Source organism: Pseudorhizobium banfieldiae, assembly GCF_000967425.1.
Classification (GTDB): domain Bacteria; phylum Pseudomonadota; class Alphaproteobacteria; order Rhizobiales; family Rhizobiaceae; genus Neorhizobium; species Neorhizobium banfieldiae.
Genome location: NZ_FO082820.1, coordinates 896,086 through 908,782, shown reverse-complemented (window position 1 = coordinate 908,782; position 12,697 = coordinate 896,086). Strand labels below are relative to the sequence as shown.

At 64.4% G+C, this 12,697-nt stretch carries 20 protein-coding genes; 1 reads left to right on the top strand and 19 read right to left on the bottom strand.

What is annotated here, in order from left to right:
* Nucleotides 1-237 precede the first annotated feature (237 nt).
* The 17 genes from NT26_RS22270 to NT26_RS04310 form a co-directional block, all read right to left on the bottom strand.
* Nucleotides 238-417, bottom strand: a complete 180-nt coding sequence (locus tag NT26_RS22270) for a rcc01693 family protein (protein ID WP_082077632.1) — start codon at nucleotides 415-417, stop codon at nucleotides 238-240.
* The gene (locus NT26_RS04385) at nucleotides 417-818 is read right to left on the bottom strand and encodes a gene transfer agent family protein (RefSeq protein ID WP_052637603.1); all 402 of its coding nucleotides are present in this window, start codon (nucleotides 816-818) and stop codon (nucleotides 417-419) included. The genes NT26_RS22270 and NT26_RS04385 overlap by 1 nt, the downstream gene beginning before the upstream one ends.
* Nucleotides 818-1,225 carry a phage major tail protein, TP901-1 family gene (locus tag NT26_RS04380; protein ID WP_052637602.1) on the bottom strand — a complete coding sequence of 136 codons (408 nt, stop codon included), beginning with the start codon at nucleotides 1,223-1,225 and terminating at the stop codon, nucleotides 818-820. The genes NT26_RS04385 and NT26_RS04380 overlap by 1 nt, the downstream gene beginning before the upstream one ends.
* A gap of 38 nt (nucleotides 1,226-1,263) precedes the next feature.
* On the bottom strand, nucleotides 1,264-1,683 hold the full coding sequence (locus tag NT26_RS04375; protein ID WP_052637601.1) for a DUF3168 domain-containing protein: 420 nt from the start codon (nucleotides 1,681-1,683) through the stop codon (nucleotides 1,264-1,266).
* On the bottom strand, nucleotides 1,680-2,012 hold the full coding sequence (locus tag NT26_RS04370) for a phage head closure protein (protein WP_052637600.1): 333 nt from the start codon (nucleotides 2,010-2,012) through the stop codon (nucleotides 1,680-1,682). Before NT26_RS04370 ends, NT26_RS04375 begins: the two co-directional genes overlap by 4 nt.
* Entirely contained in the window at nucleotides 2,012-2,581 is a 570-nt protein-coding gene (locus tag NT26_RS04365; protein ID WP_052637599.1) for a head-tail connector protein, read from the bottom strand. Before NT26_RS04365 ends, NT26_RS04370 begins: the two co-directional genes overlap by 1 nt.
* Nucleotides 2,582-2,814: 233 nt before the next feature.
* On the bottom strand, nucleotides 2,815-4,086 hold the full coding sequence (locus tag NT26_RS04360) for a phage major capsid protein (protein ID WP_052637598.1): 1,272 nt from the start codon (nucleotides 4,084-4,086) through the stop codon (nucleotides 2,815-2,817).
* Nucleotides 4,083-4,700, bottom strand: a complete 618-nt coding sequence (locus tag NT26_RS04355) for an HK97 family phage prohead protease (RefSeq protein ID WP_052637597.1) — start codon at nucleotides 4,698-4,700, stop codon at nucleotides 4,083-4,085. Before NT26_RS04355 ends, NT26_RS04360 begins: the two co-directional genes overlap by 4 nt.
* A gap of 47 nt (nucleotides 4,701-4,747) precedes the next feature.
* On the bottom strand, nucleotides 4,748-5,065 hold the full coding sequence (locus tag NT26_RS04350) for a DUF6107 family protein (protein WP_052637596.1): 318 nt from the start codon (nucleotides 5,063-5,065) through the stop codon (nucleotides 4,748-4,750).
* 284 nt (nucleotides 5,066-5,349) lie between these two features.
* Nucleotides 5,350-5,811 carry a hypothetical protein gene (locus tag NT26_RS04345; protein WP_052637595.1) on the bottom strand — a complete coding sequence of 154 codons (462 nt, stop codon included), beginning with the start codon at nucleotides 5,809-5,811 and terminating at the stop codon, nucleotides 5,350-5,352.
* The gene (locus tag NT26_RS04340; protein ID WP_052637594.1) at nucleotides 5,804-6,352 is read right to left on the bottom strand and encodes a type II toxin-antitoxin system HicB family antitoxin; all 549 of its coding nucleotides are present in this window, start codon (nucleotides 6,350-6,352) and stop codon (nucleotides 5,804-5,806) included. Before NT26_RS04340 ends, NT26_RS04345 begins: the two co-directional genes overlap by 8 nt.
* The gene (locus NT26_RS23365) at nucleotides 6,349-6,600 is read right to left on the bottom strand and encodes a type II toxin-antitoxin system HicA family toxin (RefSeq protein WP_052637593.1); all 252 of its coding nucleotides are present in this window, start codon (nucleotides 6,598-6,600) and stop codon (nucleotides 6,349-6,351) included. The genes NT26_RS04340 and NT26_RS23365 overlap by 4 nt, the downstream gene beginning before the upstream one ends.
* Before the next feature lie 235 nt (nucleotides 6,601-6,835).
* A complete protein-coding gene (locus NT26_RS04330) occupies nucleotides 6,836-8,011 on the bottom strand; it encodes a phage portal protein (protein ID WP_052637592.1) in 1,176 nt (391 codons plus the stop codon).
* Nucleotides 8,012-8,092: 81 nt separating this feature from the next.
* Nucleotides 8,093-8,707 carry a hypothetical protein gene (locus tag NT26_RS04325; protein WP_052637591.1) on the bottom strand — a complete coding sequence of 205 codons (615 nt, stop codon included), beginning with the start codon at nucleotides 8,705-8,707 and terminating at the stop codon, nucleotides 8,093-8,095.
* A gap of 80 nt (nucleotides 8,708-8,787) precedes the next feature.
* On the bottom strand, nucleotides 8,788-9,150 hold the full coding sequence (locus tag NT26_RS04320; protein WP_052637590.1) for an HVO_A0114 family putative DNA-binding protein: 363 nt from the start codon (nucleotides 9,148-9,150) through the stop codon (nucleotides 8,788-8,790).
* Nucleotides 9,147-9,434: a toxin-antitoxin system TumE family protein gene (locus NT26_RS04315; RefSeq protein ID WP_052637589.1), complete on the bottom strand. Its 288-nt coding sequence runs from the start codon at nucleotides 9,432-9,434 to the stop codon at nucleotides 9,147-9,149. Before NT26_RS04315 ends, NT26_RS04320 begins: the two co-directional genes overlap by 4 nt.
* 33 nt (nucleotides 9,435-9,467) lie before the next feature.
* Nucleotides 9,468-10,100: a chitinase gene (locus tag NT26_RS04310; protein WP_052637588.1), complete on the bottom strand. Its 633-nt coding sequence runs from the start codon at nucleotides 10,098-10,100 to the stop codon at nucleotides 9,468-9,470.
* Between the two features lie 155 nt (nucleotides 10,101-10,255).
* Between NT26_RS04310 and NT26_RS22650 the strand changes: the two genes are divergently transcribed.
* On the top strand, nucleotides 10,256-10,396 hold the full coding sequence (locus tag NT26_RS22650; protein ID WP_156157123.1) for a hypothetical protein: 141 nt from the start codon (nucleotides 10,256-10,258) through the stop codon (nucleotides 10,394-10,396).
* 1 nt (nucleotide 10,397) lies between these two features.
* On the opposite strand, the gene NT26_RS04305 is transcribed toward NT26_RS22650, so the two are convergent.
* A complete protein-coding gene (locus NT26_RS04305; protein ID WP_082077631.1) occupies nucleotides 10,398-11,795 on the bottom strand; it encodes a DNA-packaging protein in 1,398 nt (465 codons plus the stop codon).
* Nucleotides 11,796-11,856: 61 nt separating this feature from the next.
* Nucleotides 11,857-12,471, bottom strand: coding sequence for a hypothetical protein (locus NT26_RS23060; protein ID WP_052637587.1), 615 nt, complete (start codon nucleotides 12,469-12,471; stop codon nucleotides 11,857-11,859).
* Between the last annotated feature and the right edge of the window lie 226 nt (nucleotides 12,472-12,697).

The window sequence follows — 12,697 nt, the reverse complement described above, 5'->3', positions numbered from 1 at the left end:
GATTGATACTTGAAGAACTATGGCCAGGATCGGGCCGAGGCAGTGTCTCTGCCGTCGACAGCTGCCTGCTGGCGCTCTTCTGAGCCGAGCTAAGACAAGAGTACGTCAGTTGTAGCGACAACGAGCAAAGTAATGGTCATTGCTCGCAGCTTTGGGACGGGCCCGTCCGCAATGGGCCGAAAGAACACGGTCGCCTTAACCCCGAAACAGCGGATCAGCCCGAGCGGCGAAACGACCTCACCCTCCTCGCCCACACGCCGCTCCATCCGGAAACTGCCTCATCAACCCCTCCAGCCCGTCCCGTGCCATCTCCGGCCGCCTCGGCCGCAGCCCACCGGTCATCGCAAAAAACTCAACCGGCGTCAGGCGCCAGAATATGTCGGGAGAAAGCCGCAGCAGGCAGAACCCGGCATGCATCACCGCTTCCCAGGGAAACGGTTCGGCATCCCGCCCGCCGGCTGCGGCGCTAAAGGGTCCGGCGAGGCCGCCTCCTGCGATGACCCGAAAGTCGCGACCAGCAGTTCGCCGACGATCCTTGCGCAGCCGGCAATGCCGCCTTCCACGCTCATCGCCGCCACCTCGTCATCGGAATAAAGGTTGCCGGCGCCCCTGAGCCCGGCGCCCAGGATGCGGACCATGTCGACCGCCTTCATCCGGCCCGAGGAGAAGCGTTCGGCAAGTCCGCCGAGATCGCCCGCGCCGAAGGCCGTTTCCAGTTCCGCCAGGCTTCCGAGCGTCAGGCAGAGCACGCGCCGCTCGCCGTCGATCACCGCCTCCACCTCGCCGCGCCTGCGGTTCGCCCTTGCCCCCGCACCCATCAGAGCGCCCCAAAACTTAACTGGCCGGCCGATTCCAGCGCCAGTTCGAAGCGCAGCTCGCCATTGTGCTCGCCGGAATATTCCAGCGCCGTGATCTGAAACGGCCCGGTCACCGTGCCGAAATCCGGGATCAGCACCTGCCAGGAGAGGATCGAGCCGGCAAAGAAGGCCTGACGCACCAGCGTATCGCTCGCCTGGTCCTTGAACAGGCCCGCCCCCGTCAGCGAGGCCCGCTGCACGCCGGCGCCACCCAGAAGTTCGCGCCAGCACCCGGCGCTTTCGGCATCCGTCACATCCACTGTCTCGGCATTGAACGCCAGCCGCCGCGACCTCAAGCCGGCCACCGTCACATAGCTGCCGCCATCGCTGATCTTCAAGAGCAGGTCCTTGCCCTTCTGCGCCACCATTATCCCGTTCCTTTCCTGTGTGAGTAAGCCCGCGACGGCTATGGAGAAACCGGCTCCAGCGGCTCCGTCACTGCCCTGAACCGCAGCTCGGCCACAAACAGCTTCGCATTCGCCTGCCGGCGCGTGCGTGTCCGCTCATGAGCCAGGCTCACCAGCACTTGGCCGGCCAGGGGGAGCGCCGCATCCTGCAGCAGCACCCGCACCCGTTCGGCAATCTCCTCGGCCTCTCGCCGTCCGGCCGCCTCAGACCAGACCTCCAGCACCAGCCGATGCTCCTCGCCGGCCTCGGTGGCGGTGGAATAGTCGCGCGTCTCCATCTCGCCCATGACGAGTGCAGGCAGCACCGGGCGCGGCAGCAGCCGGTCCCGGATGCCATCCGTTCCGATCACCGCCACAAGCTCGGCATCGGCGGCAACCAGCGCATGGATCGCCACCAGCAATGCATTTGCCGCACTCATGCTGCCGCCTCTTCGCAATGGCAGACGAGAAAGCGCTGCGTCTCGTCCGGATCGCGCACCAGCTTGACGGCGAACAGCCGCGCACCCTTCCGGAACCTCTGTCCCGCCACGACGTCCTCCCGGAACCAGATCCAGATGCGGTGGCTGTTGGTGGCGCTTTCCGCCCCCGCCTCCTGCCGCTCCGAAACCCGCACGGGCTCCACCCGCGCCCAGAGCGAACGCACGGCTTCCCAGGTCACCGCCGCACCACCCTGCCCGTCGGGCATCTCCACCGGCGCCTCGAGCACCAGTCGCGTGGTCATTCGTCCCGGATCGAAGATTTGGGTCATCAGAGCCTCCGCATCCGGAACGGCGCGATCAGCCGCTCGTAGCCGGCGGGAATGCCGGCCGGCTGCTGGTCGGGCGAGATCACCCCGCGGAAGGCGAACATGTGGCCGACATGGATCAGCATCGCCCGCTTCAGCGTGTCTGGCACGTCGGTTCCCGCCTCGCCGAAGCCGGCGAAAAACTCGATCTCGATACCGTTCATCGCCTGTCCGGGGATAGGCGGATGGCGCAGCCAGAGCCGCGCCGGCCGCCCCGCCCCGTCGAGAAGATGATCTTCAAGCGGAACTTGAAGCGGCGCGCCGTCCGCATCGAAAACAGTAATACTCTGAATCGCTTGCACCGGCGATTTCGCGATGCGGATGATGCCGTCCGCCGGCCAGTCGTCGAGATAGAGCCGCCAGGCCTGCGCCATCAGGCAGAGCCCGGTCTCGCGCTCCAGGTGCTCGCGCGCCGTGGCAATGAGCGAGGAGAGCAGCGCATCCTCCTGCGCATCATCAAGACGCAGATGCGCCCTCACTTCGGCAAGCGTCAGCGGCTCCGCGATCGGCGGAGTGGTCTGGGCATAGGTCATTGGGGTGTCCGAAAATGATTGGGGAAGTTCCGTCGCCATGGCCCCCTCACCAACAAAATCTGAAGTTTAGCCTACGGCTAAGCCTTCGATTTTGTAACCTCTCCCACAAGGGGAGAGGTTAGGCGCCGAGGGCGCGGCAATGGTTCCTCTCCCTTGGTGGGAGAGGATAGTTCGCCCCAAGAGGCAGAGCCGATTGGAGAGGCGAACTTGGTGAGGGGGCTGCCTGAGCCCCCTCAGCTGGCCGCAAACTTCACCAGCTTGATTGCCTCGAAGTTCTGTACCCCGCCGCCGACGCGCTTGGTCGTGTAGAAGAGCACGTAGGGCTTGGCGGAATACGGGTCGCGAAGGATGCGCACGCCGGCCCGGTCCACCACGAGATAGCCGGAGCGGAAGTCGCCAAAAGCCACCGCCAGCGCATTGGCGCCGACATCCGGCATTTCCTCGGCCTCGGCGATCGGGAAGCCCATCAGCGAGGCCGGCTGTCCGGCCGATGCCGGCGGCCGCCAGAGGTAGTTGCCGTCGGCATCCTTGAACTTGCGCACGTCAGCTTGCGTCTTGCGGTTCATCATGAAGGTGCCGTTCTGGCGGTGCCCGGCCTTCAGCGCATAGATGACGTCCACCAGCGTGTCGGATGGGCCCGTCGTCTTCCAGGCGCCTGCCGCGCCTGTCGCGATGTAGCCGAGATTGCCCCAGGTCCAGACGCTCTCCGCCACCGCCGTATAGGTGAGGAAGCCCTTCGGCTTGTTCACCCCGTCGCCGCGGATGAAGGCGTCCCCCTCCTGCTCGGCGAAGACGATGTCCACCTCGCCGGCAATCCAGGCCTCGATGTCGACGGCCGCATCGTCCAGCAGCGCCTGCGTCGCCGCCGGCATGGCATAAAGCTCCATCGTCGGGAAGGAAAGCTCCGCCAGCTGCGGCGTGTTGGTCTGCGGCCGCGCCGCGGTCTCGGCCACCCAGCCGGTCGAAAGTCCGGCGGTGGCGAACGGCTTCTTCAGGACGGACGTGGAGACGGTTCGCACGGTCGAAAGCGCCCGCATGGGCGACACGATCGAAACCCGCCTCCCGATCTCGTTGTCCGTCTCCGGCGGCACCAGGTAGCCGCCATCAGCCCCGGCCGTCGCGGAAAATGCCTTTGCCTCCAGCTCGCGCAGCCCCGCCTCGTCGCCGCGGCGTACATAGGCGTCGAAGGCGGCCTTGTGCTCCTCGGCCTCCGGCGAAAGCTCACGGCCCTGGGAAGAACCGAGCGCCGGCCGCGCCTTCTTCAGCAGCATCTGGTCGAGCACCTTCTTCTGTTCGTCCATCGCCCGGTTGATGCGATCCATCTTGTCGCGCGTCACGACGTCGGCCGACAGCTTCTGCTCGATCTCGCCCAGCCGCCGGTCGTTGACGTCCTTGAAGGCCTCGAAGGCCTCCATGAACTCGTCGAAGGCCGCCGTCACCGTTTCCGGCACTCCCTTGATTTCGGGGGCCTTCACCTCAGGCGCCGTCTTTGTCATGTCCGTCATGTCGCTTTTCCTTTGAAGCTGGGTTTCAACATCATCTTCGCCGCACGCCGCATCTGGCGGACGAGTTCGGCTTCCCGGTCGCGGAAGAACCGTGCATGCTTGACGTCGGAGACGCGCGCCGAGGGCAGCATCGGGAAGGTCACCACCGAGATTTCCCAGAGGTCCGCCTCCAGGATGCGCCGCACCCCGCTCTTCGGGTCGGAGCGCGCCTTCACCGTCCGGAAGCCGATCGACAGCCCGTCGAGCGCCCCGGACTTCATCAGCGAGAACACCTCCGCCGCGCGACCGACGCCCGGCGAAAGCCGCCCCTCGACATACAGCCCGCGCGCATCCTCGCGGATCACCGTCCAGGCGCCGATCGGTTCTGCCGGATCATGCTGGTAGAGCATGCGCACGCCGCGCGCGCCGCGTTCCACCAGCGAATTGGCAAAGGCGCCGCGCTCGATCCTGTCCTTGCCGAGATCGACCTCGCCGAACACCGAGGCATAGCCGGAAAACGTCCCGTCGCCGGAAACACCCGCCAGCTCCAGGTTGGCGAACTTCCGCGCACTCGGGCGCAGTATCGGGCGCTTGGGTGCACCCATGGGGGTGCGGGGCCCGCGGTCAGCGTGCATGAAAGTCTCCTGCAATCGTGATTGTCTGTTCGAGAGCCGGCGGAGGATCAGCCCGCCCGCTTGCCCCATCGCTCCGCTACACGCACGAGCGCGCCGAGCACCCACCAAGCGAGAAGGCTTGCCGCCGCCGAGCCGGTAAGTGAAATTTCCAGCCCGGTCAGCTCGTCCGCGATCCCCATCCTGTCGGAGAGCCACAGGCCGGTCGGCTTGCCGAAAATCAGCCCGCAGCAGAGCCCGGTAAAGAAGCGGCTCGCCGCCTCGCGCCGGCTCTTCGGCAACAGGTAGATGAGCGACACACCCGCACCCGCCGCCGCCCCGGCCGCCTTCGCCGCCAGGACGCCAGCCTCGTTGCCAAGGTCAGCCATTGTTAATCTTCCTTGATTAGGATGAACGCATGGACCAGCGGCCGGCGATCACCGCCCCGCCGCTCCGGCATCCGATTGCCTATTCATTTGAATCGGTTGGCCCGGGATGTTCGTGCAGCGATTCCGGTTCTTCACGTGATGGATAAGCCCGTTCATTCAGAAGGCGATGAACGAGGATGCGTTCCGATTTTTCAGGATTTACCGTGCTCTCACCGCCTCGCTCTTTTGACCGTAAGCGTGTGATCAGTTCGATGCCTCGGCCGTCGCACGCCCTAAAACGCGCATCAATCGTCCAGCAATCCGCCGTCATCAAGCTTGCCAGAATAGTCTGTCGGTTGATCAATTGCCTTGATCTTACCTGGAGCAGGCGGCAGTTGTGGGAAGTAGACGCCCATCTGATTTTTCACTACTGCGAAAAGATTTGAGAATGCTGCCCAAATTGTCGTCGATGCAAACTGCGAAGCGATCTCCGTAGCGTCGTCTTCCGCCTCCAGTTGGAAGCCACACCAATATTTGGCTTTGAAGCCAGCAGCTTCAGACGTCTCGCCTTCCTTTCTCTTTATAACTTGAAGGTTGGCTTGGAACGCGAAGATCCCCTCTTCAACTGGCTCCGGGCGAGTGATCTCAACATCGAAGGAGAACTCGCTTTCGTCGGCCATTGCCCCGACGGAGAAAAGGATGTCGACATCAATGACCGAGAGCGCAATAACTTGAGATCTTTGAGAGGGCTGCGTGTCCTCAGCCATGATAATGTGTCCGTTGCGCTTTGAAGGCTCGCATCATGCTGAGTGCAGGTCGATCGTGCTCTGTCTTCTCGTCCAGCGCACTCCTCTTCCCGCTCGATAAATGAAGCGACGCCTGCCAGTGGTAATTCGAGAGTCGCACAACCTGGGAGCTTACCCATCGCTGAAGCTTTTCTTGGCTCTGGAATACAACGCCGTCGATTCGCGTACCCCAGCGCTCGCATTCCAGTTTTTCCGTTGCGGCTTCAGATATCCACGCGTTGAGTGACATCCCGCGACTAGCTGCATCCATGGCGATCATTCGATGCATCTCGGGTGTCATTCGGACATTGAACGAGCCTTTAAAGGGTTTTGTCGGCTGCCTCCCAAGTTCGGCACAATCCTGGAGATACCCTTCTACAAGGTCCTTAAGTACCCTCGGTGCTTCTGATGCCGCGTCGCACTCCCCGATGAGCACGTCATCAATATGGAGAACCTTTACGAACAGCGAACCGTCTTCGTATTCAACTGATGCTTGGTAGCCCTTGTAGCTAATTGTTCTCATATTAACCCCTGCTCGATCAGCGAGTTGCGCACGTCTTTTACGACGTAGAACTTGACCTCAGTACCCGGGTGAGGCTCATGAAGACGAATGATATGACCAGTAACACTGTTCATGAAACGTCTTCTGGATCCTCCACCGGTGGCTCTCTCGGTATAGCCGAGCCCGACTAGCAGACGAACAAGCTCCTTATAGGGGAACGGCCCTCTGCATTGCCTGAACTCTTGGATCAGCCTGTCTAGCTTCGACATGAAGACTTTCTCATGCCTATTCCACGACACGCGGCCGCATGCAACTGAAAAATAGTCGCACGCATCCAACGATCATCGGAAGCAAAAGTTTCAGGCAAGTTAAAGCTCAAAGTGAGGCGGCCTCATCCATACGAGCAAAGCAGAACCCGCTACGCTGACGCAAGTAAAAATTGTGGTCTTCGACTGCCGGGCATGAAGAGCCCGAGGCGACGCCCCCGGTTCCGGCAACCCGCCCTCAATACCCCACCGCCTGCCGTTTCTCCTCCTCCGTCAAGAACTCCGCCGCCCCCACCCTTGCCCAGAGCGCATCGCGTTCGGCCGAAAGCCCGGCGATGCAGTCGAGGTCGGGCTCCAGCCGCAGCGCCTCGCCATAGGCTTCCGACAACCAGGCGGAAAAGCTCGCCGCCGTCCGCGTCAGGAGCGGCACCACCGTCAGCCGGTAGAAGGCACGGTTCGCTTCCTGGTAGTTCGCATAGGTATTGTCACCCGGAATGCCCATCAGCATCGGCGGCACGCCGAGCGACAGCGCAATGTCGCGGGCGGCGGCGTTCTTCGCCTCAATGAAGTCCATGTCCTTTGGCGACAATCCCATCGATTTCCAGTCCAGCCCGCCTTCGAGCAGCAGCGGCCGCCCTGCATTGACGGCGCCGGCATAGCCGCTTTCCAGCTCGGCCTTCAGCCGCTCGTACTGGTCGGCGGAGAGATTGCCGCCCTCCTTCGGCTGGTAGACCAGCGCTCCGGAGGGTCGGGCGGAATTGTCGAGCAGCGCCTTGTTCCATTCGCCCGCCGCATTGTGGAGGTCGAGCGCCGCACCGGCCGCTGCCAGCGGCGGAAAGCCAAGGTGGTCGTCGAGCGGATGGAAGAGTTTCAGGTGCAGGAGCGAAAGCCGCCCCTCGCTCTCCACCGGCAGTCGACGGCTCACATTGCCCGCCCGGTAGTCATAGGCGGTGATCCAGCCGTCGCGGCCCTCCACCACGCTCACCCGGTCCGGCCGCAACAGATGCAGTTCCCGCAGAGCGTCCCCCAGCACCAGCGGTTCCACATAGGCATTGCCGGAGAGCATCAGGTGGCCGTAGAGAACCTCGAAGAAGTCCGGCCCGGCCTGGCGCCCGTTTGGCTGCGAGAGCAGCGCCAGGGCCGGATGCGCGCTCACCTCTGCCTCGCCCTCGTAGGCAAGCCACGGCACCGAGGCCGCCGCCTCGGCCACCAGCCGCACGGCCCGATGCGCCACCGGGTTCCTCATGAAGCCCGCCCGTGCCAGCCCGCCATAGGAGCGGCCGGACCAGTGGGCGATCCCCTCGCCAGCGACCAGTGCAAAGGCAGTCGCCGCCTTGGCTTCGACAACCGGTGCGCCGGCCACAGGTTCTCTCCTGCCGGGGCCTCGCCACGGCAGCCTGAATTGAAAGCTCATCTTGCTTTGTCCCTTGTCCCTATCCGCCAGCGGAGGCTTGCAATCGCGGCCCCGCTCACGCCTGGCCTGCCTGCGGCTCCCTCAATCCTGTGCCTTTTCCCACATGATCCGCTCGATCCGCCGCAATTCGCGCTGCGAGCGGATCTGCCGCGCCGTCGGCTTGTCGGAAACCAGTGCGCGCCGGCCATGCTCGTGGCGCACCGTGAAGCTCCGCTCCGCCGCCACCATCTGCTCGTGCCAGGGATAGATCCCGACGGCAGTTACGCCCAGCTCGCGCAGGTCGTCGATCCCCGTCGGTGGAACGCAATTCTCCATCGCCGCTGTCGCCAGGTCCTCAAACGAACCCAGGTCGAGATATTCGCCGCTCGACAGCGGTCCCTGAAACAGCTCACTGCGCGGGTCGCGGCCCTGGTTCGCCACCTTCTCGATGTCGCTCAGCGAGCAGAAAAGCTCCCTGTCGTCGAAGGCGAGCCTGACGAGCAGGCCCTGGATGAAGACGATCTCCGGGCTCATGTTGGTCAGCATGCAGCGGGCGGAAAGCTTGTGGCCGCCACCGCGCGTGATCAGTATCTTCGGCCGCAGCTGGTGCCGGTAGCTCATGTAGAAGAGCTGCAGATAGGCTACCCAGACCCCGAGCGTCGCAACGCTCGCCACTGCCGAAACCACCCCGTAATTCTCGCTGAGCCATGTCCACATGCACTGGTCCCCGATGAACGTCGCGCGTCCAACAAGGCAATGGCGAACAGGTTCCTGGCCGGGTGGTTGCCTGCCGACCCTCAGGCTGTCTGGTTCAAGTCCATTTCGGCGATAATCCGGTCCCAGCAGACGGAGATCCGACCTGCGCGATCGCGGACGATCAGGCCGAACTCAAGCAGCGCCGAGACATCGGCGTGTACCCCACGATAATCGCGACCAAGCTTCTGCGACAACTGCCGGATGGATGTCGGTCCCCCGACCTTCAGCGCACGCAGAAGCCGCCACCGGTTCGGCGTCAGCACCTTCAGCAGCAGGTCCATGGTCTGGAACGCAACTTCCGCCGGCTGTTCTCCGAGATCGCCACGGTCGATCTCGCGAGCCGCCTTCGCCGCTTCGTCGAAAAAGTTTCCGATGCCCGTCACATGCAGCCGAACTTCATTCATCCCATCATCTCCCGTTCGACATCGTTCTCGAAGTCGCGGATCAACTGCTCAAGGCTCGAGAACCGGTAGGGTTCCTCCCGGCTGCGGTGGTGCCGGTGGTCGCCTTTGCCCTTCTCGTTGTCGTAGCCGATGATCCGTTCCCCGGCCCGGCCGAAGAAAAGCGAGTACTTCAGACCGTGAGGCCGCTCGGCATCCGCCTCGGGAAGTCGCCAGATCCGGATCTGGATGATCCGGCCGTCATCGAGAAGCAGCTTGCGGTCGAGGATCAATCTTGCCGGCGCCATTGATGCAGTTCATAGCATATGCGCTAGATACCATCAACAGCCCAGTGCCCGCGCGAACTCCCGGGCATGCCCCGCCACCAGGTCCGCCCGGTCGCGGCCGTTGATGATCTTGCGCGCGCCCAGCCAGTCCTCGCGGTCTGGCCCGAGATAGTCCTCCAGCCGGTGCCCAGTGAAGCTGCCGCGGCGCATGCCCTCGATCAGGATCGCCACAGACACGTCCATCTCCATCGGCCGGCCCGGATCGGCGACGAGGTCCACCCCCGTCACCTCCGACATCACCTCGTAGTTCTTCCGATGGGTGAGCTGCACCAGGCCGCGGCCGAGCCAGCATTTGCCCTCGCCGTCGCGCCGCCAGTAGGGCGTCCTGACCGAGCCCAGCCGCCCGGCGGCGAAGGCGGCATCCAGCCGACGGATCGCCTCCGCATCCGTCCGCGCCAGCGTCTCGCGCACCGGCTGCATGGTCGCCGCCGTCTCGTGGAAGGCGGTCGCCAGCACATAGGCGAGTTCCCGCCGGCCGGCCTCTGCGCCATCGTCGCCGGTGCGGGCGCACCAACCGTCGAGGATGGCGGAGAGCCCCTCGACCTGCCTCTGCGTCAGGCGACCGCGGAACGGCTTCTGCCGCGCCCGCGCGAAGAAGGACGGGCGGTCGATGGCCCTGGAAACCATGGCTGTTAACTCCGCTGGAGAAATTCGGCGATCTTTCAATCGGTTTAGAAAAACTAAATCGTTTGAAGTGGTTAGACGCTGATTTACAATTCCTTCATCTTGTGGAACCAACGGTGCCACAGGACGTTTTGGTCGGCCTTTGAGATGGAGAGATCATGATGATGAACCCGCAAGCCCCGGCCCCGCAGCCCAAGCAGCAGCCGATTCCCCAGCACGTTCTCGATCGTCTTGAATCCGAATGGCGCCAGATGCGCGAGAACGCGGCTCCGCAGCCGCGCCTGCAGGCAGCCGAATAATCTAGATTCCCCGCACCCGCGGCTCTCCCTGCCCCTCGATCAGGAGAGCCGTGAGCGCCCAGACCAGCGCGTCCAGCCGGTCGGGCGAGCGGCCCGAGGACAAGCCCTCCGGCCCGAAATCACACATCTGGTCTTCCAGTTCCACGAACCGCCCCGCATGCACCACCCGCCGCTGCTCGTAGAGGGCCGCGACCGGCTCGGCGCGCAGGTATTTGCCGCGCGTTGCCCGAACCAGCGTCAGCGGTAGCGACACGTCGACGCTTCTCAGCATCGCCGCCACCATCTCGCCGCCCTGGTTCACCTCGGCAACGATCCGGTCGGCGGCAAACCGCCGGTAGGTATTGGCCACGGCCTTCGCCCAGCCGGCCGGCGTCATGCCCTCCACGGAACAATCCGCCAGCACCACCGCCCGGCCGCCCGCGTCGAGACCCGCCACGACAATGCCGCAGCAGGAATGCTCGCCGGAACCGGAAGGCGGATCGACCGCCACGACGATCCGCCGCAGCGCCTCCGCCACCCTCACCGTGCAGGCCTCGATCTCGGCGCGCTTCCACAGCGCGTCCTTGCGATCCTCGATCAGTTCGCCGTCGATCTCCTGCCGCCCGAGCCTTGTGCCGCCGTAGCGCTTCTGCAGCTCGACGAGGAAGCCGGGCGCCAGGTTCTCGGCATTGTCCCTGGTCGCGATCCGCACCAGCCGCGTGCCGGCGTCCGCCATCAGCCGTTTCAGGAGCGGCACCGGCCGCGGCGTCGTCGTCACCAGTTGCCGCGGGTCGCGGCCGAGCCTCAGGCCGAACTGCAGCATGTCGAAGGTCTCCTCCGCATGCTTCCACTTCGCCAGCTCGTCGCACCAGGCGTAATGAAACTGCGGCCCCCGCAGGCTCTCCGGATCCTCCGATGAGAAGATCTGCGCCACCGCGCCGTTCGGCCAGACAATCCGCCGCCGCGAGATCTCGAACTCCGGTCGTTTGCTCCCGCGAGCGATCCGGCAGATGCCGGAAACCCCGTCCACCATTACCTCGCGCGCCTCGCCCAGCGTTTCCGCCACCAGCGCAATCCGAAGCTCCGATCGCTCACCCTCTGCCGCGACCAGCGCCTGCACCCATTCCGCCCCGGCTCTCGTCTTGCCCGAGCCGCGCCCGCCCATGACCAGCCATGTCCGCCAGTCGCCATCGGGCGGCTTCTGTTCGTCGCGGCCCGTGACACCCCAGTCACGCTCGAACCGACCGATGTGAACTTCCAGGTCTCCGTCATCCCTGTGCCTGTTACAGGGATCCAGCAGCGCCGCGTCGGCGGCGCGGGAGACTGTTTCATTGACTGGCGTCAGGTGGCTTCCTGCTCGGTCGAGAACGCGTGTCGTGCTGGCGCAGTCCCTCTCATGCACGCGATCGACCTCCGCCATTCGGCGTTCATGGCGTTCCGCCAGTTTTTGCCGCCGCCGCTCTGCAAGTTTCGCCAGCCTGTCATCCTGGCGGCGCCTCGTCCGGCTCGCCTGAATGACGTTCGGCTCTGGCAACAAGGGCGTCGAGGTCATCCGGAGGACGGTCACGCTGCCAGTCCCGGTATAGTAGGGCCGCTTGTTCACGCGCCTTCACCTCGATCAGTTTCAGGAGCCGTTCCTTCGCCTCCCCATATCCGCTTGCCTCCGCCGCGCGCTCAGCCTCGTCCTCGCGGTCACGGGCAAGCTGGCGCTGCAGGCTGTCGACCTTTTCCAAGGTCCGGACGATCAGCGACATGGCGTCGGTCGCGGCCTTGATGTCGGCGCGGGCAAGCTTTCCCGCCGTCTCGTCGCCACCGGCAAGCAGGCCCTCGGCCGCGATCCGCATCTTGCGGAAGGCGTCGAACTGGCCGCGCATCTCCACGGTCATCTCGTTCAGAAGCCGCCGCAGCTCTTCGGCCGCGGAAACCAGCACCCCCTCCGCGGACTTCGTTTCAAGCACCAGTGCCCGCACATCCCCGGCCAGCACATCGCCTTCCGGCAGCGCGTCGCGATAGGCGGGTGCGGCCTCCCAGCAGCCAAACAGCGCAAGGTCCACCGCCAGCGGATCGAAGGCTTCGGGTTGATCGGCATGATCCACGGCAAATCTCCAGCCACGCGCCGGCGCCCGGCGAGCCCGAAAAAAGCTCCGGCGACAGAGGCATCCGGCGTCTGAACGAAAAAAGGCCCGGCGCAGGGGGCCGGGCCAGCTTTGACTGGAAGGCCTGCAACTCGGCTGCCGGCCGGCTACAGATCTTCGACTATGCCTGAACCCTACCAGACGACCGTGACGCCGTCAAGGATTAAATTCCTATCACGGTGATTTT